Origin of the sequence: Cryobacterium sp. TMT3-29-2 (assembly GCF_004564305.1) — a bacterium.
GTDB lineage: Bacteria > Actinomycetota > Actinomycetes > Actinomycetales > Microbacteriaceae > Cryobacterium > Cryobacterium sinapicolor.
Map to the genome: position 1 here is coordinate 12976 of NZ_SOGK01000039.1, position 26546 is coordinate 39521.

24 protein-coding genes and 1 pseudogene are annotated in these 26546 nt (G+C 68.9%); 15 read left to right on the forward strand and 10 right to left on the reverse strand.

Annotation, left to right across the window (positions count from 1 at the left end):
* Nucleotides 1-37: 37 nt before the first annotated feature.
* From E3O67_RS05245 to E3O67_RS05270, 6 genes are all read left to right on the forward strand, one after another.
* Complete coding sequence (locus E3O67_RS05245) at nt 38-3598, forward strand: hypothetical protein (RefSeq protein ID WP_135102177.1); 3561 nt, start codon at nt 38-40, stop codon at nt 3596-3598.
* Between the two features lie 191 nt (nt 3599-3789).
* Nucleotides 3790-5001, forward strand: a complete 1212-nt coding sequence (locus E3O67_RS05250; protein ID WP_134430392.1) for an ABC transporter substrate-binding protein — start codon at nt 3790-3792, stop codon at nt 4999-5001.
* A gap of 130 nt (nt 5002-5131) precedes the next feature.
* Nucleotides 5132-6118 (forward strand): carbohydrate ABC transporter permease, encoded by a 987-nt coding sequence (locus E3O67_RS05255; RefSeq protein WP_134430395.1) that lies wholly within the window; start codon nt 5132-5134, stop codon nt 6116-6118.
* Nucleotides 6115-6957, forward strand: a complete 843-nt coding sequence (locus E3O67_RS05260; protein ID WP_134430397.1) for a carbohydrate ABC transporter permease — start codon at nt 6115-6117, stop codon at nt 6955-6957. The genes E3O67_RS05255 and E3O67_RS05260 overlap by 4 nt, the downstream gene beginning before the upstream one ends.
* A 41-nt stretch (nt 6958-6998) precedes the next feature.
* Nucleotides 6999-8411, forward strand: a complete 1413-nt coding sequence (locus E3O67_RS05265) for a GH1 family beta-glucosidase (RefSeq protein ID WP_135102179.1) — start codon at nt 6999-7001, stop codon at nt 8409-8411.
* Nucleotides 8412-8451: 40 nt separating this feature from the next.
* The gene (locus E3O67_RS05270) at nt 8452-9480 is read left to right on the forward strand and encodes a LacI family DNA-binding transcriptional regulator (RefSeq protein ID WP_134430403.1); all 1029 of its coding nucleotides are present in this window, start codon (nt 8452-8454) and stop codon (nt 9478-9480) included.
* 115 nt (nt 9481-9595) lie between these two features.
* Here the strand turns inward: E3O67_RS05270 and E3O67_RS05275 are convergent, their stop codons facing one another.
* The gene (locus tag E3O67_RS05275; RefSeq protein ID WP_135102180.1) at nt 9596-10522 is read right to left on the reverse strand and encodes an LLM class F420-dependent oxidoreductase; all 927 of its coding nucleotides are present in this window, start codon (nt 10520-10522) and stop codon (nt 9596-9598) included.
* Nucleotides 10519-11481, reverse strand: coding sequence for a site-specific DNA-methyltransferase (locus tag E3O67_RS05280; protein ID WP_135102181.1), 963 nt, complete (start codon nt 11479-11481; stop codon nt 10519-10521). Before E3O67_RS05280 ends, E3O67_RS05275 begins: the two co-directional genes overlap by 4 nt.
* 34 nt (nt 11482-11515) lie before the next feature.
* Here E3O67_RS05280 and E3O67_RS05285 point away from each other — a divergent pair, with 34 nt between their 5' ends.
* Nucleotides 11516-11872 carry a GNAT family N-acetyltransferase gene (locus E3O67_RS05285; protein ID WP_134430412.1) on the forward strand — a complete coding sequence of 119 codons (357 nt, stop codon included), beginning with the start codon at nt 11516-11518 and terminating at the stop codon, nt 11870-11872.
* 22 nt (nt 11873-11894) lie between these two features.
* Here E3O67_RS05285 and E3O67_RS05290 read toward each other — a convergent pair whose 3' ends face one another.
* On the reverse strand, nt 11895-12944 hold the full coding sequence (locus tag E3O67_RS05290) for a biotin/lipoate A/B protein ligase family protein (protein ID WP_134430415.1): 1050 nt from the start codon (nt 12942-12944) through the stop codon (nt 11895-11897).
* Between the two features lie 9 nt (nt 12945-12953).
* Complete coding sequence (locus tag E3O67_RS05295; protein WP_134430418.1) at nt 12954-13805, reverse strand: alpha/beta fold hydrolase; 852 nt, start codon at nt 13803-13805, stop codon at nt 12954-12956.
* 210 nt (nt 13806-14015) lie between these two features.
* On the opposite strand from E3O67_RS05295, the gene E3O67_RS05300 reads away from it, so the two are divergent.
* Together E3O67_RS05300 and E3O67_RS05305 are read left to right on the forward strand one after the other, a co-directional pair.
* The gene (locus E3O67_RS05300) at nt 14016-14402 is read left to right on the forward strand and encodes a MarR family winged helix-turn-helix transcriptional regulator (protein ID WP_241979274.1); all 387 of its coding nucleotides are present in this window, start codon (nt 14016-14018) and stop codon (nt 14400-14402) included.
* A 5-nt stretch (nt 14403-14407) separates the two neighbouring features.
* Nucleotides 14408-15721, forward strand: coding sequence for an MFS transporter (locus E3O67_RS05305; RefSeq protein ID WP_174776797.1), 1314 nt, complete (start codon nt 14408-14410; stop codon nt 15719-15721).
* Between the two features lie 316 nt (nt 15722-16037).
* Here the strand turns inward: E3O67_RS05305 and E3O67_RS05310 are convergent, their stop codons facing one another.
* Nucleotides 16038-17504 carry a peptide MFS transporter gene (locus E3O67_RS05310; RefSeq protein WP_134428391.1) on the reverse strand — a complete coding sequence of 489 codons (1467 nt, stop codon included), beginning with the start codon at nt 17502-17504 and terminating at the stop codon, nt 16038-16040.
* A gap of 115 nt (nt 17505-17619) precedes the next feature.
* Between E3O67_RS05310 and E3O67_RS05315 the strand changes: the two genes are divergently transcribed.
* Nucleotides 17620-18015, forward strand: coding sequence for a sortase (locus E3O67_RS05315; RefSeq protein WP_134428393.1), 396 nt, complete (start codon nt 17620-17622; stop codon nt 18013-18015).
* 94 nt (nt 18016-18109) lie between these two features.
* Here E3O67_RS05315 and E3O67_RS05320 read toward each other — a convergent pair whose 3' ends face one another.
* On the reverse strand, nt 18110-18859 hold the full coding sequence (locus E3O67_RS05320; protein ID WP_135102183.1) for a dienelactone hydrolase family protein: 750 nt from the start codon (nt 18857-18859) through the stop codon (nt 18110-18112).
* A 138-nt stretch (nt 18860-18997) separates the two neighbouring features.
* Between E3O67_RS05320 and E3O67_RS05325 the strand changes: the two genes are divergently transcribed.
* Nucleotides 18998-19798 (forward strand): FadR/GntR family transcriptional regulator, encoded by an 801-nt coding sequence (locus tag E3O67_RS05325; protein WP_135102184.1) that lies wholly within the window; start codon nt 18998-19000, stop codon nt 19796-19798.
* 16 nt (nt 19799-19814) lie between these two features.
* Nucleotides 19815-21074 (forward strand): alpha-hydroxy acid oxidase, encoded by a 1260-nt coding sequence (locus E3O67_RS05330; protein WP_134428399.1) that lies wholly within the window; start codon nt 19815-19817, stop codon nt 21072-21074.
* Nucleotides 21075-21164: 90 nt separating this feature from the next.
* Here the strand turns inward: E3O67_RS05330 and rocD are convergent, their stop codons facing one another.
* Nucleotides 21165-22409 (reverse strand): ornithine--oxo-acid transaminase, encoded by a 1245-nt coding sequence (rocD, locus tag E3O67_RS05335; protein ID WP_135102188.1) that lies wholly within the window; start codon nt 22407-22409, stop codon nt 21165-21167.
* Entirely contained in the window at nt 22406-23227 is an 822-nt protein-coding gene (ddaH, locus tag E3O67_RS05340; RefSeq protein WP_134428463.1) for a dimethylargininase, read from the reverse strand. The genes rocD and ddaH overlap by 4 nt, the downstream gene beginning before the upstream one ends.
* 419 nt (nt 23228-23646) lie before the next feature.
* Between ddaH and E3O67_RS05345 the strand changes: the two genes are divergently transcribed.
* A complete protein-coding gene (locus E3O67_RS05345; protein ID WP_134424017.1) occupies nt 23647-24084 on the forward strand; it encodes an Lrp/AsnC family transcriptional regulator in 438 nt (145 codons plus the stop codon).
* 94 nt (nt 24085-24178) lie between these two features.
* Nucleotides 24179-24673, forward strand: coding sequence for a hypothetical protein (locus E3O67_RS05350; protein ID WP_135102185.1), 495 nt, complete (start codon nt 24179-24181; stop codon nt 24671-24673).
* 53 nt (nt 24674-24726) lie between these two features.
* On the opposite strand, the gene E3O67_RS05355 is transcribed toward E3O67_RS05350, so the two are convergent.
* Nucleotides 24727-25500, reverse strand: a complete 774-nt coding sequence (locus E3O67_RS05355; RefSeq protein WP_174776798.1) for an ABC transporter permease — start codon at nt 25498-25500, stop codon at nt 24727-24729.
* A 352-nt stretch (nt 25501-25852) separates the two neighbouring features.
* Here E3O67_RS05355 and E3O67_RS05360 point away from each other — a divergent pair, with 352 nt between their 5' ends.
* Nucleotides 25853-26215 carry a GntR family transcriptional regulator gene (locus tag E3O67_RS05360; RefSeq protein WP_135102186.1) on the forward strand — a complete coding sequence of 121 codons (363 nt, stop codon included), beginning with the start codon at nt 25853-25855 and terminating at the stop codon, nt 26213-26215.
* Between the two features lie 87 nt (nt 26216-26302).
* Here E3O67_RS05360 and E3O67_RS05365 read toward each other — a convergent pair.
* Nucleotides 26303-26546 (reverse strand): annotated as a pseudogene (locus E3O67_RS05365) (NAD(P)-dependent oxidoreductase); the annotation flags it as partial.

Genomic DNA, 26546 nt, shown 5'->3' on the forward strand with positions numbered 1-26546 from the left:
TGGAACATCCGCCGGGGTGAATCCAATGGAGGATCATATGCCCCTCGAGTCCACTGCCCAGTACACCGACCGGGGCGAGAGCCCGTTCGACCCCGCGGAGGGCACGGATACCGTAGTGGGCATCGATCCCGCGGAGGGCACGGATCCCGCAGTGGGCATTGTCCGGGGCGGAGCGGTCGATCTGGACGGACGCCGGTTCTACCGGATCGAGGCCTATGACCAGATGCCGCCGTTCTTCATGACCCTCGTCGGCGCGAGTGACGTTTGGCTGTTCATCTCGAGCACGGGCGGCCTGACGGCGGGACGGGTCGACGCCGATCGGGCCCTGTTCCCGTACTACACCGATGACAAGGTCACCGAGAGTGGCGGCCGAACCGGTGGTCTCAGCGTGCTGCTGGTTCGTCGACCCGACGGAACCAGCACCCACTGGCAGCCGTTCGCGGAGGTGCGCCCCGGCGATCAGGCCGTGCAGCGCACGCTGTACAAGGATGCCCTCGGCGTCACACTGGTCTTCGAGGAGACCCGCCCGGATCTCGGCCTGCGCCTGCGCGTGACGTGGCAGACCAGCGCCCGCTTCGGCGTCGTGCGCAGCTGCGCTCTGACCGCGCTCACCGGCGAGCAGCCCGGCAATTTCCCCGGCAACATTTCCAGCGCCATTCCCGGCGGGCAACTCCAGATCGACCTCCTCGACGGCCTGGTGAACATCCTTCCCGCTGGGGCAGGCAAGAAGACGCAGAACGAGTTGAGCGTGCTCCTCGACGCCTACAAGCGCGCCGAGCTCGACCCGTCGACGGGCCTCGGCCTGTTGACACTGAGCGCCACGCTCTCCGACCTCGCCGAGCCCAGCGAGTCGTTGCAGGCCAACGTGGCGTGGCAGGTCGGGCTGGACAACGCCGAGTACCTGCTCTCGACCAGCCAGGTCTCCGCCTTCGCCCGGGGCCGGGGCATCACCGCCGAGACGGATGTCCGCGGGCAGCGCGGTGCCTACCTCGTGCACGCGCAGATCACACTGGCCCCCGGCAGCACTCTCCGCTGGCAGATCGTCGCCGACGTGAACCAGGATGCGGCGGACGTCGTCGCCCTGCGCGCGACGCTGCGCGACCCGCTCGCACTCGCCGAGGACCTGGCGGCCGACATCGCGGCCACCCGGTCCGACCTGGAGACGATCCTCGGAGCCACCGACGTCGCCCAGCACACGGGCGACGAACTCGCCACCATCCACCACACCGCCAATGTGCTCTACAACACGATGCGCGGCGGCGTCCCCGCCGAGGGCTACACGGTGGAGTCGAGTGATGTGCGGGCGTTCATCCTGCAGCGGAGCCAGGCGACCGCCCGGCGCTGCGCCGCGGTGCTGGAGTCGCTACCGGAGCGACTGCGCGCCGACGAACTCATCGCCATCGCCGAGGCGCACGGCGATACCGACCTGTGGCGCCTCGCCACGGAGTACCTGCCGCTCACGTTCAGCCGCCGGCACGGTGACCCGAGCCGACCGTGGAACCAGTTCCGGATCGTGCTGAAGGACGAGAGGGGCATCCGTCGACTGGAGTACCAGGGCAACTGGCGGGACATCTTCCAGAACTGGGAGGCGCTGGCCTGGTCGTTCCCCGAATATGTGGAGTCGATGGTCACGATCTTCCTCGACGCCACGACCGCCGACGGCTACAACCCCTACCGGATCTCCCGCGAGGGCATCGACTGGGAGGTCCCCGAGCCCGAAGACCCGTGGGCCAACATCGGCTACTGGAGCGACCACCAGATCATCTACCTGCTCAAGCTGCTCGAGACCTCCCACCGTTTCCACCCGGGGCGCCTCGACGCGCTGATCAACCGGGCGGCCTTCACCCACGCCGACGTGCCGTACCGGATCGCCGCCTATGCGGACATCCTCACGGACCCGTACAACACCATCACCTTCGACGACGAGCGACAGCGCACGATCACCCGGCGGGTCGCCGCAGAGGGCTCCGACGGCCGGCTGGTGCACGGCGCCGACGGCGAACTCGTGCGGGTGACGCTGGCCGAGAAGGTCCTGCTGCTCCTGCTCGCCAAACTCGTCAACCTGGTGCCGGACGGCGGTATCTGGATGACAACCCAGCGCCCGGAATGGAACGACGCCAACAACGCCCTTGTCGGCCGCGGACTGTCGGTGGTCACCCTCGCCTACCTGCGCCGCTACCTCGTCTTCGTGCGGGACCTCCTGACGGTCGACGTCGAGCTCTCGAGCGAGCTCGCCGGACTGCTCACCGCCGTGCACAACGTGCTTTTCGAGCATGCGGATGCCGTGGCCGACGGCTTCGACTCCACTCGCCGCCGGGCCGTGATGGACGGTCTGGGCGAGGCCGGGACCGCCTACCGTGAGCAGGTCTACGCCGGGTTCGGCGGAGACCGGACGACGGTCGCCGCGGGAGACGTCGCCGAACTGCTCGATCTGGCTCGGCGCTTCGTCGAGGGTGCACTACAGGCCAACCGGCGGGACGACGGGCTCGTGCACTCGTACAACGTGATAGAACTCGGGGCCGGGACAGCCGACGTGCGGCGGCTCGCGGAGATGCTCGAGGGCCAGGTCGCCATCCTCTCCTCCGGACTGCTCGGCCCGGAGGAATCCCTGGATCTGCTCGGCGCCCTGCGCACGAGCCGGCTGTACCGCGCCGATCAGCACAGCTACATCCTCTATCCCGACAAGGACCTTTCGTCCTTCCTCGACCGCAATACCTTCAGCGCCGCGCGGGCCGCCGACTGCCCCCTCGCCCTGCGGCTCGCCGCGGCCGGCGACCGCAGCGTCGTCGTGCGGGACGTCCAGGGCGACCTGCACTTCGCAGCCCACATCCGCAATGCCCGGGGCGTGTCGGAGGCGCTCGACCGGATCAGTGCCGACCCGGCGTTTGGGGACGCCGTGGAACAGGACCGGGAGGAACTCCTCGCCATCTTCGAGGAGGTCTTCACGCATGCGGAGTTCACCGGGCGCTCCGGCTCGTTCTTCGCCTACGAGGGCCTCGGCAGCATCTACTGGCACATGGTCTCGAAGCTGCTGCTCGCGGTGCAGGAGACCCTCGAACGGGCCGTCGCCGACCGGGCGGATGCGTCCGCGATCCAGGGCCTGATGGCGGCGTACGAGGACGTGCGGGCCGGCATCGGCTACTGCAAGGATCCACTGACTTACGGCGCGTTCCCCACCGACCCCTACTCGCACACGCCCGCCGGCCACGGTGCCCGGCAGCCGGGCATGACCGGACAGGTGAAGGAGGAGGTGCTCACCCGCCTGGGCGAGCTCGGCCTGCGGGTGGAGGACGGTCGCATCCGTGTGCGGCCCACCCTGCTACGGGCCGGCGAGTGGACCACGACCCCCGGCACGTTCGCCTACCGGAACGTCACCGGTGAGCAGCAGAGCATTGAGCTGCCCGCGGGCGCGCTCGCTTTCACGTTCTGCCAGGTCCCGGTCGTGTTCCGCCGGGGCGGCCCGCTGGAGGTGGTCGCGCACCTCTCCGACGGCACCGAGGTGACCGGTCCGGGAGGCGCGCTCGGCGCCGAGGTGAGCGCGAGCGTCTTCCGCCGCGACGGCCGGGTGCGCTCCCTCACGGTCACGATACCGGGGTGAGAGCGCTCTCTTGACAAAGCACCGATGCGCCCACTAGCGTAAGCAGCAACACGTGAGAGCGCTCTCACAGCACCGGTGAGAGCGGACTCACATCCACCTATCAGCACGCACACAAGGGAGTGACCGTGAAGCGTTTCCCGCGCAGCACACTTGCAGTAACAGTCGCCGGAGCAGCATCATTCGCACTGGTGATGTCCGGCTGTTCAGCCGGCACCGGCACCGAGCAGTCCACCGGCGACAACGTCAAACTGACCGTCGCGACGTTCAATGAATTCGGTTACGACGACCTGTTCGCCGAGTATGAGAAGGCCAACCCGAATGTCACCATCACGCACAAGAAGGCCGCCACCTCCAACGAGGCCCGCGACAACCTCACCACCCGTCTCGCGGCAGGCAGCGGCCTGAGCGACGTCGAAGCGATCGAGGTCGACTGGCTGCCCGAACTGCTGCAGTACTCCGACCAGTTCGTCGACCTCGCGTCCGACGACGTCGACGAGCGCTGGCTCGACTGGAAGACCGAAGCCGCGACGGATGCCGACGGCCGTCTGATCGCGTATGGCACCGACATCGGCCCGGAAGCCGTCTGCTACCGCTCCGACCTGTTCGCCGCCGCCGGGCTGCCGACCGATCGCGCCGAGGTCGCCGCACTCCTCGGCACCAGTTGGGAAAGCTACTACGCAGCCGGCGAGAAGTTCGCTGCTGGAGGCACTAACGTGCCGTGGTTCGACTCGGCCGGAGCCACCTGGCAGGGCGTCGTCAACCAGATCCCCAACGCCTATGAAGAAGAAGACGGCACCATCATCGCCACCGAGAACCCGGAGGTGAAGGAGGCCTACACGAGCGTGCTCGAGGCCAGCACCACGCTGTCCGCGCACCTCGGACAGTGGAGCGACGACTGGACAGCCAGCTTCCAGAACGACGGCTTCGCCACCATGCTCTGCCCGGGCTGGATGCTGGGCGTCATCTCCGGCAACGCCGAGGGCGTCGCCGGCTGGGACATCGCCGACACATTCCCCGGCGGCGGCGGCAACTGGGGCGGCTCGTACCTGACCGTTCCCGAGCAGTCCAAGAACCAGGCCGAAGCGCAGAAGCTCGCTTCCTGGCTGACCGCCCCGGAGCAGCAGCTCAAGGCGTTCGCGTCCAAGGGCACCTTCCCGAGCCAGCTTGAAGCCCTCGAGAGCGACGAGCTCCTCGGTGCCACGAACGAGTTCTTCAACAACGCGCCGACCGGTGAGATCCTCGCCAACCGTGCCGCTGCAGTCGACGTGACCCCGTTCAAGGGCGAGTTCTACTTCGCGATCAACGACGCCATGCAGCAGGCGCTCACCCGCGTCGAAGACGGCACGATGACGCCCGACGAGTCGTGGGCTCAGTGGGTCACCGACGTCGAGGCGCTCGGCTAACCAGCACCACCCCGGAGGCCGGGCCGGTCGAGACCATCTGCTCTCGACCGGCCCCCGGTCTTGACATGCTCGACCACCGGGTCTCGACCAGCTCGACCACCGGACACGCTCAACCACCGAAGGACTGTTCATGACTACCGCCGCCGCCGTCGAGGTGAATGCCCGCAGCATCCGCCGCATCGCCCTCAGCCACAAACTGAGCCGCTGGGATGTGCGTTTCTCGCCCTACCTCTACATCTCCCCCTTCTTCCTCGTCTTCGCCGTCATGGGCCTCTTCCCGCTGCTGTACACGGCGTGGGTGTCGGTGCACGACTGGAACCTGATCGGTGGCCAGGGCGACTTCGTCGGCCTGGAGAACTTCGTCACGGTGCTGACCCAGGGGTACTTCTGGAACTCCCTGCGCAACACGTTCAGCATCTTCCTGCTCTCGAGCATCCCGCAGATCATCGTCGCGCTCGGCATCGCAGCCGTGCTCGACTTCAACCTGCGCGGCAAGACCTTCTGGCGCATGGGCGTGCTCCTTCCCTACGTCGTTGCCCCGGTCGCAGTCGCGCTCATCTTCAACGACCTCTTCGGCGACAAATACGGCCTGATCAACAGCGCGATCATGGGCTTGGGCCTCGAGCCAGTGCGTTGGCACGTCGACGTGATCCCCAGCCACCTCGCCATCGCCACGATGGTGAACTTCCGCTGGACCGGTTACAACGCCCTCATCTTCCTGGCCGCCATGCAGGCCGTCCCCCGGGACTACTACGAGGCCGCCATCATCGACGGCGCCAACCGCTGGCGCACCTTCCGGTCGATCACGCTGCCACTGCTGCGACCGATCGTCATCTTCGTCATCCTGACCTCGACGATCGGCGGGCTGCAGATCTTCGATGAGGCGCGCATGTTCGACAACGTCGGCCAGGGCGGGGCCAGCCGTCAGTGGCAGACGCTCACCCTGTACATCTACGAACTCGGCTGGGGCCAGCGCAACTTCGGCAGGGCGTCCGCAGTGGCCTGGCTGCTCTTCCTGATCATCATCCTCATCGCCGTGATCAACTTCCTCATCACCCGGCGTATCGCGGGCACCGCCGACCGCAAGCTGCGCGTCCGCCCGAAAGGCATCTCATGAGCAAGACCATCATCGGCGGCCACGACCGTCGGCCGTCCCTCTGGGTCTACGGGATCCTGATCGCGGTTCTCCTCGGATCGGCCTTCCCGATCTGGTGGTCGTTCCTGATCGGCAGCCAGGATGCCTCCGCACTGAACCAGAACGGCATGATGTGGATTCCCGGCGGGAATTTCATCGCCAACGCGGCCACCGTTATCGACAGCATCCCGTTCTGGACGGCCCTCGGCAACAGCATCATCGTGTCGTCCGTGGTGTCGCTCAGTGTCGTGATGTTCTCTACGCTCGCCGGCTACGCCTTCGCCAAGCTGAAGTTCCGGGGACGGGAAGGCCTGCTCATCTTCGTGATCGCGACCATGGCCGTGCCGACCCAGCTCGGCATCGTGCCGCTGTTCATCGTCATGTCGAGGCTCGGCTGGACCGGCAGCCTCTGGGCAGTCATCGCGCCCGCCATGGTCACCGCATTCGGCGTGTTCTGGATGACCCAGTACCTGCGAGACGCTCTTCCCGATGAGCTGATCGAGGCGGTGCGGATGGACGGGGCGTCGATGATCCGCAGCTTCTGGCACATCGGTCTCCCGGCCGCCAGGCCGGCCGCCGCGATGCTCGCCCTGTTCACGTTCATCGGCACTTGGACCAACTTCTTCTGGCCGTTCATCGTGCTCGGCCCGGGCAACCCGACCCTCCCGGTTGCACTGCAGCAACTGCAGGCCGCGTTCTACGTCGACTACTCGCTCGTGCTCGCCGGCGTCGTTCTCTCGATCATCCCGCTGATCCTGGTGTTCATCTTCCTGGGCAAGCAACTGGTCGCCGGTATCATGCAGGGCGCGGTCAAGGGATGACCTCGGTCGGCACATTCGAAAAGATCACCGAGAATATGGGTATGACCACACACGAACGCCCTTTCCCGCCGGAATTCCTCTTCGGGGCGGCGACGGCTGCCTACCAGATCGAGGGCGCCGCCCATGAGGACGGGCGCACGGATTCCATCTGGGACACGTTCAGCCGCGTGCCGGGTGCCGTCCTCAAGGCCGACAACGGCGACGTCGCCTGCGACCACTACCACCGCTATCAGGGCGACGTCGCCCTGATGAAGGACCTGGGGCTGCAGACCTACCGCTTCTCCACGTCCTGGGCCCGGGTACGTCCCGACGGCGGGCCGGTCAACCCGAAGGGTGTGGACTTCTACTCCCGCCTGGTCGACGAGCTCCTCGGCGCCGGCATCAAGCCGTGGCTGACCCTCTACCACTGGGATCTGCCGCAGGCCCTCGAGGAGAAGGGCGGCTGGTCCAACCGCGACACCGCCGCACGCTTCCGGGACTACGCCCTCACCGTGCACGACGCCCTCGGCGACCGCGTCGGGGTGTGGACCACTCTCAACGAGCCGTGGTGCTCATCCTTCCTCAGCTACACCGGCGGCGCCCACGCCCCCGGACGGCAGAGCCCCCGGGACGGCCTGGCCGCCGCGCACCACCTGCTCCTGGGCCACGGCCTCGCCGTGGAGGCGCTCCGCGAACGGGACCCGAAGCTCGAGCTCGGCATCACGCTCAACCTCACCGTCGCCAAGCCGGTCGATCCGACGCGTGCCGGCGACGTGGACGCCGCCCGCCGCATCGACGGGCAGTTCAATCGGATCTTCCTCGACCCGATCTTCCGCGGCTCCTACCCGGAGGACGTGCTCCAGGACGTCGCCCCGTACGGACTGACCGATTTCATCCACGACGGAGACCTGGCCCAGATCAACCAGCCGATCGACACCCTCGGCGTGAACTATTACCACGGCGACCTGGTCAGTGATCGCCCGGCCGAGCATCCGTTGCTCGCCCAGGCCCCGACCGACCGCCCCACCCGGTCGCCGTTCCCAGCGGCCGACGGCGTCTACGACCACCCGCAGGGGCTGCCGCTGACCGCGATGGAGTGGGAGGTGCAGCCCGACGGACTGCGCGAGCTTCTCGTTCGCGTGAACACCGACTACGCCGCCCCGACCGACACGAGCCTCTACGTCACCGAGAACGGCGCGGCGTTCGACGACGTCGTCGCCGCAGACGGAAGCGTTCCGGATGCCCGGCGCACCGAATTCCTCACCGACCATCTGGGCGCCATCCTGGACGCGATCGATGAGGGCGTCGATGTCAAGGGGTACTTCTACTGGTCCCTCATGGACAACTACGAGTGGGCCTGGGGCTACGAGAAGCGCTTCGGCATCGTTCGGGTCGACTACGCCACCCAGGAGCGCACCGTCAAGGACAGCGGTCGAGCCTATGCCGAGATCATCCGCAACCGCGCCCTCTCCTGAACGGGAACCGCGGGCGACGCGCACTAATTAGACTGCTGTCATGACAACCAGTGTGCGCCAGGGCCGTCCTTCGCCACCCACCCTGGAAATGGTGGCCGAGGTGGCCGGGGTCTCCCGGGCCACTGTGAGCCGGGTCGTGAACGGGTCCCCCAAGGTCAGCCCGGAGATCGTCGCCTCGGTGACCAAGGCCATCAACCAGCTCAACTACGTGCCGAACCGGGCGGCTCGCTCGCTGGCGAGCCGGCAGACCGAGGCCGTGGCCCTGGTCGTGCCCGAGGACATGACACGGTTCTTCGGTGACCCCTACTTCGCCGCGGTCGTGCAGGGCATCACCCGACGCCTCGACCAGAGCGACTACACGCTCAACCTGCTTGTCGCCTCGAGCGACCCGCGGCACAAGACCTTGCGCTACCTGCGCTCGGGCAACGTCGACGGCGCGCTGATCATCTCGCACCACACCGGTGACGACTTCGTGGCCGAGCTTGAGACGACCATGCCGGTGGTCTTCGGTGGCCGACCGTCGAACGCCGACAACCTCGATGCCTTCTTCGTCGACGTGGACAACATGGCGGGCGCCGCCACGGGAACCCAGCGCCTGATCGACATCGGCCGCCGCCGCATCGGCTCGATCTCCGGCGCGGTGGACATGCCGGCCGGCATCGACCGCCTCACCGGGTTCGAGCGCACGCTCGAGCGGGCCGGTTTGCCCGCGGATGCCGTCGAGCTCGCCGACTTCACGGCCGCCGGCGGTGCGGCAGCCACCCGCCGGTTGCTGGAGCGGTGCCCCGACGTCGACGGCCTGTTCGTGGCGAGCGACCTGATGGCCACCGGGGCGGTCGACGTGCTGCGAGAGTTCGGCCGCTCGGTGCCCGGGGACGTGGCCATCGTCGGGTTCGACGACAGCCCGGCCGCGACGAGCGGCCCGGTGCCGCTGACCACCGTGAGCCAGCCCTCCGAGGAGATGGGCTACGCGATGGCGGACATCCTGCTGCGCCGGCTCGCCGGAGACGAGAGCATGCCGCATCGCACCCTCATGCCGACCCGCCTGGTGCTGCGCGAGTCGGCCTAACCGTCCCGTGAGTGTGCCCGTTCCGGTCGAGAGTGACCGGCACAGCGGTCACTCTCGACCGGAACGGGCACTTTACCGCTGAGCGCGGGGCGCGCCGGCGGGACGGGCGGGACGGTCAAGACAGCTGGGGCATGACCTCGCGGGCGATGAAGTCCAGGTGGTCGAGGTCGGTCAGGTCCATGATCTGCAGGTAGACACACTCGACGCCGTCGTCGGCGAGGGCGCCGAGGCGGTCCACGACCTCGGATGCGGTTCCGGCCACGCCGTGCGCCCGCAGCTCGGCGGGTTCCCGGCCGACGGCCGTGGCCCGGCGGGCGAAGTCGGTCTCATCCGCGCCCGCGACGGCGATCAGCGCGGCCGAGTAGACCAGCTCACGGGGATCGCGGCCGATGGCCGCGCAGGCCGCGCGCACGCCGGCGAACTTGGCCGGGACGTCCGTGAAGTCGGGGAACGGAAGGTTGAACTCGGTGGCGAAGCGGGCCGCCATGGCCGGGGTGCGCTTGGCGCCGCCGCCGCCGACGATCACCGGAATGCGGGCCTGCACGGGCTTGGGCAGGGCGGGCGAGTCGACGAGCGTGTAGTGGTCGCCGGCGAAACTGTAGCGTTCACCGACCGGGGTCTCCCAGAGCCCGGTGACGATTTCCAGCTGCTCCTCGAGCATTCCGAACCGCTTGACCGGGAACGGGATGCCGTAGGCCAGGTGTTCCTGCTCGAACCAGCCGGTGCCGAGCCCGAGCTCGACCCGCCCGCCCGACATCTGGTCGACCTGCGCCACCTGGATCGCGAGGATCCCCGGCGGCCGGTAGGTCACCGATGACACCAGGGTGCCCAGACGGATGCGCCGGGTCTCCCGGGCGAGGCCCGCCAGGGTGGTCCAGGCATCCGTCGGCCCGGGCAGCCCGGGCGCCGTATCGCCCATCGCGAGGTAGTGGTCGGAGCGGAAGAAAGCGTCGAAGCCGAGCGTCTCCGTGGCCTGCGCCACGGCGAGGATGTCGTCGTAGGAGGCACCCTGCTGCGGTTCGGTGAAAATGCGGAGTCTCATGCTCCCAGTCTTGCCTCGGCCCCGTCGGAGGCGAAATCGGGCAGCGGGGACCGTGCCTGTTCGAGCTCGGGCAGGAACTCCACCTCGGGCAGCAGCGCGAAGCGCGTGCGCATCACCTGGATTGACTCGGGGTTCTGGTCTACCAGGACGAACCGGCGGCCGAGGGCCGCGGCGACCGCGCCGGTCGTGCCGCTGCCGGCGAAGAAGTCGAGCACCCAGTCCCCCTCGCGGCTGGACGCCTGGATCATGCGGCGCAGGATGCCGACGGGCTTCTGGGTGGGATACCCGGTCTTCTCCTTGCCGGTGGGCGACACGATCGTGTGCCACCAGACATCCGTCGGCAGCTTGCCCTTGGCGACCTTCTCGGGGGTGACCAGCCCGGGCGCCATATAGGGCTCGCGATCGACCGTGGTCGAGTCGAAGTAGTACCGCGCCGGATTCTTCACATAGACCAGGATCGTGTCGTGCTTGGTCGGCCAGCGGTTCTTCGACTTGGCACCGTAGTCGTAGGCCCAGATCAGCTCGTTCAGGAAGCAGTCCCGGCCGAACAGGGCGTCGAGCAGCACCTTGGCATAGTGCGCCTCGCGGTAGTCGAGGTGCAGGTAGAGGGTGCCGTCGTCGGCCAGCAGGCGCCAGGCCTCGATCAGGCGCGGTTCGAGGAAGGCCCAGTAGTCCTCGAACTGGTCGTCGTAGCCGAGCAGCTCACCCTTGATCCGCTCGTAGCGCTGGCCCTTGAAGCCAGTGATGGTGCCCGCCGCGGCAGCGCCCAGGGCGACGGATGCTGGGCTCACCGGCGCGCGCACCGACGTCGTGGTCTGCCGGTTCTGCTTGCGCCCCGTGTTGAAGGGCGGGTCCAGGTAGATCAGCGTGAAGGACGCGTCGGGCAGGTGCGGCAGAACCTCGAGGTTGTTGGCGTGGACGACACGGCTGGCGGAGGAGGGAGACCACGCGATCGACATTCCTTCATTGTGTCAGGCAGCCTACGCTGAGGGGATGACACCAGACGAAGCATCCCCGGAAACGACCGAGACAGCGGCGCCAGAATCGAATGGGGAATCCACCTCGGTCGTGTTCCGCCACGAACCGGCCCTCTCCCGCTACACGCTGGAACTCGCCGGCGCCACCGTGGGCTTCGCCGACTACGAGATCGCCGGGCAGGACGTGCTGTTCACCCACGTCGAGGTGGACCCGACGCACCGCGGTGAAGGGCTGGCGGGCATCCTCGTCGAACAGGCGCTCGACGACGTGCGCACCGGTACCACGCTGACGGTCGTGCCCGTGTGCCCCTACGTCGTGCGTTGGATCGACCTGCACGCCGAGTACCAGGACCTGCTCACCCGCGGGCGGTAGCCCCGCGGCGCGGGCAACCGGCCTAGGGAACCCGGCCGATCCATTCCTCGGTGCCGAACTTGGTCTCCACCAGCTCGGTCGCCCGGGCGTATTCCGCTTCGGTGATCTCGCCGGAGACGGCGCCGTAGAGACCGGTGAAGGTCGCCTTCATGCGGTCGATGATCGCATCCCGGCTGAGGCCGGTCTGGCTGCGCAGCGGGTCCACCCGCTTCGCGGCGCTCGTGATGCCCTTGTCGCTGAGCTTCTCGCGGCCGATGCGGAGGACCTGCACCATCTTCTCGCCGTCCATGTCGTAGCTCATGGTGACGTGGTGCAGCACGGCGCCGCTGCCGAGGCGCTTCTGCGCGGCCCCGCCGATCTTGCCCTTGGGGCTCGTGATGTCGTTCAGCGGCTGGTAGTACGCGTCGATGCCGAGCGACTTGAGCGCCGTGAGCACCCATTCGTCGAGGAACGCATAGGAGTCGGCGAAGGTCATGCCCTGCACGAGGTCGGTCGGCGCGTAGATCGAATAGGTGATGACCGAGCCGGCCTCCATGAACATGGCGCCGCCGCCGCTGATCCGGCGAACGACGCTGAAGCCGTGCCTCTCCGCTTGCACCGGGTCGACCTCGTTCTTGAGGGACTGGAAGCTGCCGATGACGACGGCCGGCTCGGTCCATTCCCAGATCCGCAGGGTGGGGCTGCGGCGCCCCTCGCCGACCTCGATCGCGAGCACCTCGTCGAGCGCCATCTGCATGACGGGGGCGACGGCCTTGGTGTGGATCAGCTGCCACTCATAGTCGCGCCAGCCGCTGGCCTGGGCGAGCGAGCGACGGATGGCCACCGCCACCGATTCGGGCGAGAACCCGAGCAGCGTGGCTTGGGCCGGGAGCGCGGCGCGCACGGCGGCAGCGATACTGAGCGCGTCGCTGTCGGCGGCCAGACCGTTCACGGCAGCGTTGATATCGCCGAGCGCGCTGTCGGGCTCGAGGAAGAAATCACCGGCCAGCCGGAAGTCGACGATCGTGTTGTCGACGACCTCGAGATCGACGACGACGAGCTTTCCGCCTGGAACCTTATATTCACCGTGCATGACGCCAGCCTAATCGGCGCGCACGGAGAATCGCTTGCCCAGCCACCCGATCAGGTCGTCGAAGACGTCCTCGCGGTTTGTCTCGTTGAACACCTCGTGCCGGGCGCCGGGGTAGACGATGACCCGGATGTCCTTGAGCCCCGACCGCCCGGAATAGTCCCGAACCAGCATGCGAGCGCTGCGTTCCCCGCCCACGATGTCGTCACCGCCGACCAGGATCAGCAGCGGCAGGCCCGACGGCAGGCCGCGGCTCGGCCGACCGAAGAGGCGCGCCGCCTCTCTCAGCCCGAACAGCTTCGCCAGCGGGGTCGTGGTCGTGAGCGGGTCGGCGATGAACGCGCGAGCCACCTCCGGATCGCGGCTGAGCCACTCCATCCCGGTGTCGCCCAGGTGCTTGTGCCGGCGGTTGAGGTCACCGCCGTCGAGGAAGCCGGGCATCCGGTAGGCCGTGCCGCTGAGCACGACCGCGTCGTAGTCGGCGGCATGCTCGTTGACGATCATCTGCACCATGAACGACCCCCAGCTGTGGCCGAGCAGCACTAGCGGAGTGTCAGGGTGATCGGTGCGGATGATCCCGCTCAGCTGGCGCACGCCGGCCACGGCCGCGCGCAGTCCGCCCGGGCCGAGGCGGCCGAGGCGGGAGAGGTCGCCGTCGTACTGGTGCACCCCGGTCTGGCCGTGGCCGCGGTGGTCGTCGGCGTAGACCGTGTAGCCGGCCGTGTTCAGCCGGGCGGCGAGTTCCGCGTAGCGCTGTGCATGCTCACCGACCCCGTGGGCGAGTTGCACGATGGCCCGAGGGCGATCGACGACCCAGGTGAAATACGTGATCAAGACGCCGAAGTCATCCGTGTAGGTAGGCACGAACTCAGTCTGGCAGGACTCGCCCCGCTCGTCTCCGGATTCCCGGCGTTTGCCCGTCAACCTGAACTAGGCTGCGAGCAGGGAATACTTAGCAAAGCTAAGTGGTTAGGGTGGGTAGCTATGGAATCCGTATCGTCTTCACTTGTGCCTGTGCCGGTGGTCTCAGTCGGTCGACGCGCGACGGTCGCCGAGTTGAGTCACGATTTTCGGTTGGCCAACGGTCGTCTGGCCCGCCGGCTGCGACAGGAGAAGGCCGACAATGAGCTGAGCTCCAGCCAGTTCTCGGCCCTGGGCACCCTGTACTTCCACGGACCGTTCACCCTGCGCGAGCTCAGCGAACGGGAACGGGTCACACCGCCCTCGATGAATCGTACGGTCAACGCGCTGGTCGAGGCAGGCCTCGTGAACCGGGCCGGCTCGGTCGATGACGGTCGCAAGGTGGTGCTCACGGTGACCGACCAGGGGCGCACCCTGATGCGGGAGACCCGCAAGCGCCGGGATGCCTGGCTCGCCCAGCGCATCGTCAAGCTGACCCCCGACCAGCGCCGGGTGCTCACCGAAGCCGTCGACATCATGAAGGAACTCGCCAACAGTTGAACAACATGTTTCGCTCCCTGAGCGTCCCGAACTATCGAATCTGGTTCGCGGGCGCCTTGGTGTCGAACATCGGAACCTGGATGCAGCGCACCGCCCAGGACTGGATCGTGCTGACCGAGCTGACCGACTACAACGCCACGGCGGTGGGCATCGTGATGGCCCTCCAGTTCGGTCCGCAGCTCGTGCTGATGCCCTGGTCGGGCCTCATCGCCGACCGGTTCGACCGGCGCAGGCTGCTCATCCTGACGCAGACCCTGATGGGCCTGCTCGCCCTCGGCCTGGGCGTGATCACCGTCACCGGCGTCGCGGAGCTCTGGCACGTCTACCTCTTCGCCCTGGGCCTCGGGATCGTCGCGGCGATCGACGCCCCCGCCCGCCAGACCTTCGTGTCCGAGCTGGTCTCCGACAACGATCTGCCGAACGCCGTGGCGCTCAACTCCGCGTCGTTCAACGGCGCCCGGCTGATCGGACCGGCCGCAGCGGGAGTGCTCACGGTCGCGGTCGGCGCCGGCTGGGTCTTCATGATCAACGCGGCGACTTTCGCGGCCACGGTGCTCGCGATGACCCTGCTCCGCACCGCGGCGCTGCGCCCGCAGCCGCGGGCCTCCCGTGAGCGGGGGCAGCTGATGGCCGGGTTCCGGTACGTGTCCCGCCGACCGGACATCATCGTGGTGCTGATCACCGTCTTCCTGGTGGGCACCTTCGGTTTCAACTTCGCGATCTTCACGGCCACGATGGCCACGGTCGAGTTCGGCATGGGTGCCAGCGAGTTCGGGCTGCTCAGTTCGATCATGGCCGTCGGCTCCGTTGCCGGCGCGCTGATGGCCGCCCGTCGCGGGCGGCCGCGACTGCGCCTGGTCGTCGCCGGATCCTTCGCATTCGGCCTGTCCTGCGCCCTCGCCGCGGTGATGCCCAACTACCTGACCTTCGCGGTCTCCCTGATCTTCGTCGGCCTGTCCTCGCTGACTCTGATGACCACCGCGAACGCCTATGTGCAGACCGCGACCCGGCCGGCGATGCGGGGCCGCGTGATGGCCCTCTACATGGCGATCTTCGCCGGGGGCACGCCTCTCGGGGCACCTCTGGTGGGCTGGGTGGCCGACCAGTTCGGACCACGGTGGGCGCTCGGCGTGGCCGCGCTCTCGGGCATCCTCGCGGCCGGCGCCGTGCTCTTCTGGATGGTGCGCTACCGCAGCCTTCGGGTGCGGTTCCGCCGGGGTGTGTCCCCCCGGGTCCGGGTGCACCACGACGGCGACGGCCGCGATGCCGAGACCGCCACCCGTGAGATTGCGATCGTCGAGGCCACGGCGACGCGCTAGCTAGCGGATGACCGAGGCCGGCACTGGCACTGGCACTGGAACCGGAACCGGCACTGGCACCCTGCCCCTAACGAATTCGACGGAGATTGTGCTCTAGAGGCCGCGTTTGGGCTCTAAAACGGGTGTTCGACCCAAAATCTCCGTCGAATTAGTTCCAAGACGAGCTCGACCGGCTCGGCGCTGACCAGCCGCCCGGCGAGGCGACAGCTCTGGGGGGTGGGCGGGGGGGGGCACCATCCGCTTACCCCTCAAAGCCGTCAGTCCACAGCTGCCGGACCACAGCCGCCGGACCACAGCTGCCGGTCGACGGATGCGATCAGCGCACGCCGTCCATCAGCCGCAGGATCGGGCGCGCGATGAGTGCGAGCAGCACGCCGAGCACGATCGCGACTCCGCCGATCACGCTGAAGTACACCGTCTCCGGTACCGACGTGTACCACTCGGCGAGCCAGCCGGACATCGCGCTGCCCAGCGCGATCGACAGGAAGAACAGCGCGACCATCTGGGTCTTGAAGGGTTCCGGGGCCAGCCTCGTGGTGACGGCCAGGCCGACGGGCCCGATCATCAGCTCCGCCACCGTGAGCACGAAGAGGATCGCGATCATCGCGGCCAGCGGCGTCGAGTTCGCGCCGCCGTCGACGAATGGGAGGAACATGAGGAACGCGGCCCCCATCAGCGCGGTGCCGAGCGCGAACTTCACCGGGGTGGACGGCTGGCGCGAACCCCAGCGGGTCCACAGCGCGGCAAAGACGCCGGACAGCAGGATGATGAAGACCGGGTTGAACGACTGCACCCACGACACCGGCAGCTCCCAGCCGAACACGTCCCGGTTGAGCCGCTCGTCGGCGTAGATCGTGACCACCGTGAACTGCTGCTGCGAAAGGGACCAGAACGCGGCGCTGGCCACGAACAGGGGCATGAACGCGTAGACGCGCTTTCGCTCGCGGGCGGTGATCTGGCGGTTGCGCAGGATGACCACGAAGTAGGAGACCGTGGCGATCAGGGTCAGTGCGATCACGATCGTGACCAGGCGGGATGCCGTGATCACCCCGAGCAGCACCAGCACCACGATTACGGCGACCGCCGCGATCGCACCCCAGAGGTAACCGGCGTAGCGGGAGGCCGGCAGCGGGTTCGGCACCTCGTGCACGATGGCCGGCAGGCGCTTGCGGCCGAAGGAATACTGCACCAGGCCGATCGCCATGCCCACGGCGGCGAGCCCGAAGCCGTAGTGGAAGCCGAGGGTGGTCTGCAGCACGCCGGTCAGGACCGGGCCGAAGAAGGCGCCCAGGTTGATGCCGAGGTAGAACAGGGAGAAGCCCGCGTCGAGCCGCGGGTCGTCCTTGGCGTAGAGCGCGCCCACGACACTGGTCGCGTTGGCCTTGAGACCGCCGCTGCCCAGCGCGATCAGGATGAGGCCGGTCGCCACCCCGCCGAGGCCCGGCAGGAGCGCGAGCGCCAGGTGCCCCACCGCGATGACGATCGCACTGTAGAACAGCACCCGCTCCGAGCCCAGCAGGCGGTCGGCCACCCAGGCCCCCAGGATGGTCGACAGGTAGACGCCGCCACCATAGGCACCCACGATGCCGGCCGCGGTGGACTGCGGGATCCCGAGGCCGCCGTCGGCCGCGGAGTAGTACAAATAGAGCAGCAGGATGCCCTGCATCCCGTAGAAGGAGAAGCGCTCCCACATCTCGACGCCGAACACGTTGGCGAGGGAGCGAGGCTGGCCGAGGAAGCTTCGGTCGTCACGGGTGGGGGCTTGTTCAACAACCGAGGTCATTGATTGACCTTACCGCGCGCCCCCAAACCTGGGGACATCGGCCGGGTCGCGGCGACCGGCCCGGCGGCACGGTACGATTTTGCCCGTACAGTTGCGACGACCGAGAAGGGGCCACGTGGACGTCTACTCGCTCGCTTCCCTCCTCAGCGAGGTGCTGACCCTGGTCGGACTGGTTGTGGGCGGGGCCCTCTTCGCGGCCGGCCTCGTCGCCCGCGGCGTGAAGGGCCGCTGGGTTCTGACGGATGGCGTGATCGCCTCCTCCCGGGCCGGAACGGTCATCCGCTGGTTCGACCGTGACGGCGAGGTGCACGAGTGCCCGGCGAACACGCACGAGACGCACGGGCTCGCGCCCGGCGACGACGTGCCGGTCTGGTTCAGCCTCCGCACTCCCTCCCGGTGCCGTACGCACACCCCGGAGGTCGAGGGCAGGGCACTGCGCCTGACCGGACTGATCCTGCTCGGTATCGGCGCAGCATCCGGCGTGCTCGGCATCGTGCTGCTGTTCGTCTGAGCCGAGCCGAGCCGAGCCGAGCCAGCGCGGGACGGTGCCCGCGCTCTACCGCGGCTCGATGCTGCTCACCGCCGTGCAGCAGCCCGACCGGAAACTAGTGTTCGGGGGCCAGGTGCTCGCCGAAGAAGGCCTCGATCCGCTGCCAGGCGTCGGCCGCTGCGACGGGGTTGGGCCCGGCCCCCAGGATGCGCTTCAGCAGGAACCGCAGCGCCACCGGGCCGCTCTCGGCGTCGTTGAGGAAGGCGTGGCCGGCGCCCGGGTACTCCTTGACATCGTGCGCGATGCCCAACCGGGTCGCCGAGGCCTCGAGCGTGGCGGCGGCGCCCCTGAGTGACGTGTCGGTGGCGCCGAAGCTGCCCACGATCGGGCACGCGCCGGCGAGGGCGTCATCGAGCTGTTTCGGCAGTCGGCCGTAATTGACGGATGCCGCGTCGAACCCGCGCGTCGCGGCCGCCAGGGCGAATCCGCCGCCCATGCAGAATCCGAGCACGCCGGCCGCGCCGGTGCAGTCGTCCCGGTCGATCAGGAACCGCCGGGCGGATTCGATGTCGGCGAAGGCCCGGCCCTCCCCGGCCTGCAGCGCGCGGAACGTCCGCGTCAGGCATTTGCGCGCCCCACCCTCGGTGAAGAGGTCCGGCATCAGGGCCAGGTAGCCGGCCGCGGCCATCCGTTCCACCTGGCGCCGCATCACATCATTGAGTCCGAAGGCCTCGTGCACGAGCACGACGGCGGGCCAGGGCCCGGTGCCGGCGGGGATGCCGAGCACCGCCATCAGCCCCGTGCTTCCACCCGGCGCGGGCGGCAACAGCAGGTCGATCAGGAGCGGAGCGGTGTTGCCTGTCATTGGTGGCCTCCCGGGGCTGAATCAGAACTTTATCCCGCGGGAGCGGCGATCTCCTGTAGCATGTGGTCAGACCACACCATCGTGCGCCACAGCGCGCCGCCGCATCAGCCCGCCCACCCCAACGTCGAGGAGGAGCCCATGAGCATCGAGCGTCGCGCCTGGGAAGTCGTGTTGCAGAGCATCGAGCTGGATCTCCTCAGCGGGCGGCTGCGACCGGGCGACCACCTGCCGCCCGAGCGGGCCCTCGCCGCCGAACTGGGCGTCGGACGGTCCAGCGTGCGCGAGGCGATCCGGGTGCTCGAGGTGCTCGGGCTGCTCCGTACCTCCGCCGGATCGGGGCCCACGTCGGGAGCGATCATCGTGGCTCTGCCCGGCGGCGGTATGTCGGCTCTGATGCGCCTGCAGGTGGCGGCGCAGGGGTTCCCCGTCGCTGACGTGGTCAAGACCCGGCTCGTGCTCGAGGCGTCGGTCGTGACCGAGCTGGCGGAGGCATCCGCCCGGGCCGCCGCGACCATGGACGCCAACGCCGCCCTGCACCCTGACCTGTCGACGCCCGCGCTGCTGCTCGGCGCGATGGACTCCCCCGCCCTGAGCGAGGCGGAGTTCCTCGCCCTCGACGCCGAGTTCCACCTGGCACTGGCGACCGCGTCGGGCAATCAGGTCGTGACCGCCACGATGGCGGGCTTGCGCAGCGCCATCGAGGGCTATGTGCGGGCGGGCGCGACGGGCCTCGCCTCGTGGCCCGACACCTCCACCCGGCTGCGCGCCGAACACCGAGCGATCATCCACGCCATCGAGGCCGGCGATCCCCCGGCCGCCCGCAGACTCGTGCAGTCCCACATCGCGGGCTACTACGCCGAAACCCACCTCGCCAACCACCTGCCCGACAACTACGCCGACGACCACACGGATGCCACCGGGCACCCGGTGGGCCGATAGAAAGGACCCTTCGACCATGGTTCAACGACGCATCCCGAAGATCAAAGACCTCGCCCCGCTGATGCACTTCAAGACCCCCGAGCTGAACGCGAAAAAGCGCCGCCTCGAGAGCGCCCTGACCATCTACGACCTGCGCGACATCGCCAAGAAGCGCACCCCGAAGGCCGCGTTCGACTACACCGATGGCGCCGCCGAGGCCGAGCTCTCGCTGGGCCGCGCCCGGCAGGCCTTCGAAGACATCGAGTTCAACCCGTCGATCCTGCGGGACGTGTCGGCCGTCTCGACCGGCTGGGACGTGCTCGGCGCCCCCGTGGCGCAGCCGTTCGGCATCGCCCCGACCGGGTTCACCCGGATGATGCAGACCGAGGGTGAGATCGCGGGCGCCCACGTGGCGGCCCGGGCCGGCATCCCCTTCTCCCTGTCCACCATGGGCACCACGTCCATCGAGGATGTCAAGGCCGCGAACCCCCACGGCCGCAACTGGTTCCAGCTCTACATGTGGAAGGACCGCGACCGCTCGATGGCGCTCGTCGACCGGGCCGCGAAGGCCGGCTACGACACCCTGCTGGTGACCGTGGACGTGCCCGTGGCGGGCGCGCGCCTGCGCGACAAGCGCAACGGCTTCTCGATCCCGCCGGCCCTGACCGCCGGAACCGTCATCAACGCGCTGCCCAGGCCGGAGTGGTGGATCAACTTCCTGACCACCGAACCGCTCGCCTTCGCCAGCCTCGACCGCTGGAGCGGCACGGTCGCCGACCTGCTCGACACAATGTTCGACCCCACCGTCACCTTCGAGGACCTGGCCTGGATCAAGGCGCAGTGGCCCGGCAAGATCGTCGTCAAGGGCGTGCAGAGCCTGTCGGATGCGCGCACGCTCGCCGACCTCGGCGTGGACGGCATCATCCTCTCCAACCACGGCGGCCGCCAGCTCGACCGCGCCCCGATTCCGTTCCACCTGCTGCCGCAGGTCGTACGCGAGGTCGGCAACGAGTACGAGGTGCACCTGGACACGGGCATCATGAGCGGCGCCGACATCGTGGCATCCGTCGCTCTCGGCGCCCGCTTCACCCTGATCGGCCGCGCCTACCTCTACGGCCTGATGGCGGGCGGCGAGGCCGGCGTCGACCGGGCCGTCCAGATTCTCTCCGAGCAGGTGTCCCGCACCATGCGGCTGCTCGGCGTGAACAGCCTGGAGGAGCTCGACCCGGGCCACGTCACGCAGCTCGCACGCCTCGGTCGCATCGCGCAGCCAGTGGCGGCATCCGTCGGCCTGTAGTGTCCTAGCCGCCCGAGTGTCGCCAATTGTGCCGAGCTGGCCCGCTTCAGCGGGTCAACTCGGCACAAACGGGATAACTCGGCGGACCGGCTACGCTGCGGCGAGCTCCGCGAGCACGGCGGCGAGCTGCTCGACCGCCCAGTCGAGGTCGACCTCGGAGACCACGATCGGCGGGGCCAGTCGAATCGTGAATCCGTGGGTGTCCTTCGCGAGCACGCCGCGCGCCAGGAGGGCCTCGCAGACCGCCCGGCCGGAGGCCAGCTTGGGGTCGATGTCGATGCCGGCCCAGAGACCGGCGCCGCGCACGGCCACGACGCCCTGGCCGATCAACCCGGTCAGCCCGGCGTGCAGGCGGGCGCCGAGCACGCGGGCGCGTTCCTGCTGCTCGCCGGTGGCCAGCAGCTTGACGACGGCGAGCCCGACGGCCGCCGCCAGCGGGTTGCCGCCGAAGGTCGAGCCGTGCTCGCCGGGGCGGAGCACGCCGAGGATGTCCCGGTTGCCGACGACCGCGGAGACCGGCACGATGCCGCCGCCGAGCGCCTTGCCGAGCAGGTAGAGGTCGGGAACGACGCCCACCAGGTCGCAGGCGAAGGTCGCTCCCGTGCGACCGAGGCCGGACTGGATCTCGTCGGCGATGAACAACACCTTGTGGCGGGTCGTGATCTCGCGCACGGCCGGCAGGTAGTCCGCCGGCGGCACGACGATGCCGGCCTCGCCCTGGATCGGCTCGAGCAGCACCGCGACCGTGTTCGCGTCGATCGCGGCCTCGAGGGCAGCGGAGTCCCCGTAGGGAACCGTGCGGAACCCGGGCGTGAACGGCCCGAAATCCTTGCGCGCCGATTCGTCGTCGGAGAAGCTGATGATCGTGGTGGTGCGACCGTGGAAGTTCTCCCCGGCCACGATGATGTTGGCCATCCCGGCGGCGACGCCCTTGACCCGGTAGCCCCAGGCGCGGGCCACCTTGATGCCGGACTCGACCGCTTCGGCGCCCGTGTTCATCGGCAGGACCATGTCCTTGCCGGAGAGTTCGGCGAGCGCGGTCACGAACGGGCCGAGCTGGTCGTTGTGGAAGGCGCGGCTAGTGAGCGTGATGCGGCCCAGCTGCTCGCGGGCGGCGTCCAGCAGGAGCGGGTTGGAGTGCCCGAAGTTGACCGCGGAATACGCGGCCAGGCAGTCCAGGTAGCGCTTGCCGTCGACATCCGTCACCCAGGCGCCGTCACCGGACGCGACGACCACGGGCAACGGGTGGTAGTTGTGGGCCGCGTGCTCGTCTTCCAGCGCGATGTACGCGGCTTGGTCGGGCGCCGTGACCGGGGCGATGATCTGGTCGGTCATCGGCGCAGTTCCAGGGTGCAGCATTTCACTCCTCCTCCACCGAGCAGCAGCTCGGACAGGTCGACCCCGATCGGGTTGAAGCCGCGGGCGCGCAACTGGGCCTCGAAGCCCTTCGCCCGCGCCGCGATGACCACGTTGTAGCCGTCGGAATAGGAGTTGAGGCCGAGGATGGCAGCGTCCTCTTCGGTCACGATGATGGCGTCCGGGAAGCGCTCGCGCAGGATGGCCAGGCTCGGCTCGTCGAACGCGCTCGGCAGGTAGGCGATCTCGCCGTTGCCCGTGGCCGGCGACCCGTCGAGCACGGCGATGGCCGTGTCGAGGTGGTAGAAGCTCGGGTTGATCAGGTTGAGCGTGATCACCGGACGGTTGTAGATGGTCGCCACCTCTTCATGGCTGTTCGACGCGCTGCGGAAACCGGTGCCCGCGAGGATCACGTCGCCCACGAGCAGGAAGTCGCCCTCCCCCTCGTTGATCTCCGCCGGCACGCGCACGTCGAAGCCGTTGGCGCCGAACCAGTCCATGTAGGCCGGACCTTCCGGCTGGCGCTCGGCATAGGTGAACGCCGCACCGTAGGCGATGTTGTCGATGACGAAGCCACCGTTGGCCGCGTAGACCATGTCCGGCAGGCCGTCGACGGGGTCGATCAAATGCACGTCGAAGCCGAGGCCGACGTAGGTGTCGTAGAGCGTCTGCCACTGGGCGACGGCGAGCGCGGTGTCGGTCGGGATGGCAGGGTCCATCCAGGGGTTGATGCGGTAGACGACGGAGAAGAAATCGGGCTTGCACATCAAAATCGTGCGCTTGACCGGCGTACGCATCGGGATCGCCGGCGAGACCAGCTCCTCCGGGTTGGGGGCGGTGAGATCAGGGGCGGTGAGGTTGGTCGACATGGCGTCTCCTTCGGCGGCCATCCGCCCTCGTCGGGTGAGGTCGGCTGGCGGGGTGGATGGCGGACCAGGTCACTCACGAGAGCTCTGCCGGCACGAAACGCCCGGGCAGAGACGCCGTTCCTAGTTTTACACAGCGCGAATCGGATGTGCACCCCCATATGCGCCGAAAATGTGCGCGCCTTCGACCCTCGACGCAGCTTTCCGCCATGACAGACATTCACGGATGCCCGGCGCCCGCCCGGGCATCCGTCGGCCACCACGCAGCTAACCACTGATTCCCGCCATCGGGCGCGGGTTATCTGCGTGTAGGCGTGCGCCAGCGCAACGACGCCCCCTAGACTCTCCGCATGGACAACCTCGACCGTGGCATTCTCGACCTGCTCCGCCAGAACGCACGGGCGGGCTACGGCGATATCGGCTCGGTCGTCGGCCTCTCCGCGTCGGCGGTGAAACGCCGGGTCGACCGGCTCGTGGCGGACCGCGTCATCCGCGGTTTCACCATTCAGGTGGACCCGGCCATCGACGGCATGAGCACCGAGGCCTACGTCGAGTTGTTCTGCCGCGGCACCGTGGCGCCCGAGGAACTGCTGCGCATCCTGTCCGGGGTGCCGGAGGTCGTGGACGCCGGCACCGTCACGGGCAGCGCCGACGCCATCGTGCACATCCGGGCCCGGGACATTCCCGGTCTCGAGGCGGCGCTGGAGAAGGTGCGCCTGGCCCCCAACGTAGACCACACCCGCAGCGCGATCGTGTTGTCCCGGCTGATCCACCGCACCGCCGAGTAGCCGCGGGCGCTGCGACGCGGGGCACAGAGCCGCGAGGCGCGCCGCTCGGGGCCGGGCCCTTTCCCTCGGCCCTAACCCCCGCCACACTGTGGGGGTGGTCTCCCCTCAAAGCCGTCATGCTCCCAACAGGATCGGTCCGGCCGGCGCCGAGCGCATCAGCGCGGGCGCGTACGGCCTGCTCGTGGCCGCCAGCACCCTGATCGGGCTCGGCCGGAGCTCCGCGGGCACCATCATCATCGTCGTCATGATCACCAACCTCGTGTACTTCGCCACCCACGTCTTCGCCTACTCGATCGGCGACACCGAGATCGGCTGGACGCACGTGCGCCATCACCTCCGCGTCAGCGCCCCGATGATCTCGGCGGCGTTCGTGCTGCTGCTGACCGTGCTGGCCCTGCTTGCCCTCGGGTTCGACACGGGCATCGCGACACTGATCGGCATGATCACGGCCACCGTGCTGCTGGCAGTGGTGGCCGTCGGCGGGTTGCGGCTCCGCGGCATCCGTGGCTGGCCGCTCGTGCTCGTGGCGGCGGGAACCGTGCTGGTCGCCGGCGTGCTGATCCTGGCCAAGTTCCTGGTGCTGCACTAGGCCGGCGGCACGGCTCGAGGTGCCCACGGCCACGAGCACGAGCGCCCACTCGGCTAGCCGGGGACCGGGACCGGGCGGCGCTGCACGGGCGCGAGCAGGTGGATCAGGGCGACCGCCGCGATCGATCCGGCGCAGAGGATGCCGGCGAGCACCACGATCTGGAATCGCCCGGCCTCGAGCGGCGAGGCGCCACCGAAAATCGCACCCACGAAGGCCCCGGGCAGGGTGACCAGCCCGGTGGTCTTCGTCTGGTCCGTCGAGGGGATCAGGGCGAAGTACACCGCGCGGCGGGCCAGTTCCCGGGTGGACTGGCGCGGAGTGGCGCCGAGGGCCAGCCAGCCCTCCACCTCCTCCCAGTGCTCGGTGACACCCTCGGTGAAGCGCCGGCCGGAGAGCGTGGCGATCGACATGGCGTTGCCGATGATGATGCCGCCGAACGACAGAACGTAGCGCGGCGTGAACTCGAGCGCGCCGGTACCGAAGACCACGAGGAGGGTGACCAGAACACCCAGGCCCATCGAGGCGGCCACCCAGGCGAAGTGCCGCCGGGTGGCGCCGATCCGGCGGGTGACCGTGCCGACCGCCGCGGTGAACATGACCACCAGACCCACGCCGACCCAGAACGGGTCGGAGATGATGCCGCTGAGGATCAGGCTGATCACGGCGAGCTGCAGGGCCCCACGAAGCACGGCGAGCGCCGGCGCGAACGGATGCGCCACCCGGTACGTACGCAGCACCAGCGTGACAATCCCGATGAGCAGTGCGATGCCCAGCAGGGTCGGCGCCAGTCCGGCCAGCTGGGCGGGGAGGTCGCGGGGCCAGGTCACGTGTCGAGCCTAGCGAGCCGCCGCGCCCGTCCGGCCACGCGCATCCGTTCGCGGCTCACACATCCGTCCGCGCCTCCGTTTCGCGGGTGCGTTTCGCGCTCACGTTTCCCGGGTGCGTTTCCCGGGTGCGTTTCCCGGGTGCGTTTCGCGCTCACGTTTCCCGGGTGCGTTTCGCGAGTGCGTTTTGCGAGTGCGGCTGAATCGTCGGTTTTCGTGCGCCATACCGACGATTCACCCGCTTTCGCGACCGGTCGGGCGCCGCTAGCGGGTCGGGCGCCGCGACCGGGTCGGGCGCCGCGACCGGGTCGGGCGCCGCTAGCTTGGTACGTAACGCAGACAAAGGATGCCCGGCATGGAACTTACCGTCGACCAGCACTCGCCCACCCCGCCGTACGAGCAGCTACGCGTGCAGGTGATCGAGGGCGTGCGCACCGGCGCGCTGTCGCCGGGCGACAAGCTGCCCACCGTGCGGCGGCTCGCCGAAGACCTCGGCCTGGCGCCGAATACGGTCGCGCGCGCCTACCGGGAACTGGAGCAGGACGAGGTGATCGAGACCCGCGGCCGGCTGGGCTCCTTCATCGCCGCAACCGGGGATGCCACGCACCGGCAGGCGCAGCTGGCCGCGGTCGCCTACGCCGAACGGATGCGCGCCCTCGGCCTGCCCGCGGAGGAGTCGCTGGCGATCGTGCGGGCGGCCCTGGGCATCCGTTCCTAGCCGCCGGTTCCCGCCTGGCGAGAGTCGTTGTTTGCGCCGAGAATCGCCCCCACAAAGGCGATTCTCGGCAGAAACGGCGAGAGTCGGCTACCGGGCGTAGGAGGCCGCGAGACGGCGGAAGCCCTCGTCGAGGCTCACCGCGGGCGTCCACCGCAGCTCGGACCGGGTGCGGCGCTGGTCGAACCAGTGCGCGGTCGAGAGCTGCTCGGCCAGGAACCGGGTCATCGGCGGCTCGTCGACCCCCGGGCGGATGCGCCAGGCCGCCTCGATCAGGCCGCCTGCCCCGCGGGCGACCCCGGCCGGCACCCGCCAGGCCGGCGCGGGCACGCCG

Excerpts from the sequence above, each read along its gene's own strand:
- E3O67_RS05320 (WP_135102183.1), bottom strand. The coding sequence starts at position 18,859 with ATGACAGGCAACACCGCTCCGCTCCTGATCGACCTGCTGTTGCCGCCC.
- E3O67_RS05290 (WP_134430415.1), bottom strand. The coding sequence starts at position 12,944 with ATGCACGGTGAATATAAGGTTCCAGGCGGAAAGCTCGTCGTCGTCGAT.
- E3O67_RS05310 (WP_134428391.1), bottom strand. The coding sequence starts at position 17,504 with ATGACCTCGGTTGTTGAACAAGCCCCCACCCGTGACGACCGAAGCTTC.
- E3O67_RS05245 (WP_135102177.1), top strand. The coding sequence starts at position 38 with ATGCCCCTCGAGTCCACTGCCCAGTACACCGACCGGGGCGAGAGCCCG.
- E3O67_RS05285 (WP_134430412.1), top strand. The coding sequence starts at position 11,516 with ATGACACCAGACGAAGCATCCCCGGAAACGACCGAGACAGCGGCGCCA.
- E3O67_RS05260 (WP_134430397.1), top strand. The coding sequence starts at position 6,115 with ATGAGCAAGACCATCATCGGCGGCCACGACCGTCGGCCGTCCCTCTGG.
- E3O67_RS05345 (WP_134424017.1), top strand. The coding sequence starts at position 23,647 with ATGGACAACCTCGACCGTGGCATTCTCGACCTGCTCCGCCAGAACGCA.
- E3O67_RS05280 (WP_135102181.1), bottom strand. The coding sequence starts at position 11,481 with ATGTCGATCGCGTGGTCTCCCTCCTCCGCCAGCCGTGTCGTCCACGCC.
- rocD (WP_135102188.1), bottom strand. The coding sequence starts at position 22,409 with ATGACCGACCAGATCATCGCCCCGGTCACGGCGCCCGACCAAGCCGCG.
- E3O67_RS05275 (WP_135102180.1), bottom strand. The coding sequence starts at position 10,522 with ATGAGACTCCGCATTTTCACCGAACCGCAGCAGGGTGCCTCCTACGAC.
- ddaH (WP_134428463.1), bottom strand. The coding sequence starts at position 23,227 with ATGCGTACGCCGGTCAAGCGCACGATTTTGATGTGCAAGCCCGATTTC.
- E3O67_RS05250 (WP_134430392.1), top strand. The coding sequence starts at position 3,790 with ATGTCCGGCTGTTCAGCCGGCACCGGCACCGAGCAGTCCACCGGCGAC.
- E3O67_RS05305 (WP_174776797.1), top strand. The coding sequence starts at position 14,408 with ATGTTTCGCTCCCTGAGCGTCCCGAACTATCGAATCTGGTTCGCGGGC.
- E3O67_RS05330 (WP_134428399.1), top strand. The coding sequence starts at position 19,815 with ATGGTTCAACGACGCATCCCGAAGATCAAAGACCTCGCCCCGCTGATG.
- E3O67_RS05270 (WP_134430403.1), top strand. The coding sequence starts at position 8,452 with ATGACAACCAGTGTGCGCCAGGGCCGTCCTTCGCCACCCACCCTGGAA.
- E3O67_RS05255 (WP_134430395.1), top strand. The coding sequence starts at position 5,132 with ATGACTACCGCCGCCGCCGTCGAGGTGAATGCCCGCAGCATCCGCCGC.
- E3O67_RS05265 (WP_135102179.1), top strand. The coding sequence starts at position 6,999 with ATGACCACACACGAACGCCCTTTCCCGCCGGAATTCCTCTTCGGGGCG.
- E3O67_RS05360 (WP_135102186.1), top strand. The coding sequence starts at position 25,853 with ATGGAACTTACCGTCGACCAGCACTCGCCCACCCCGCCGTACGAGCAG.
- E3O67_RS05325 (WP_135102184.1), top strand. The coding sequence starts at position 18,998 with ATGAGCATCGAGCGTCGCGCCTGGGAAGTCGTGTTGCAGAGCATCGAG.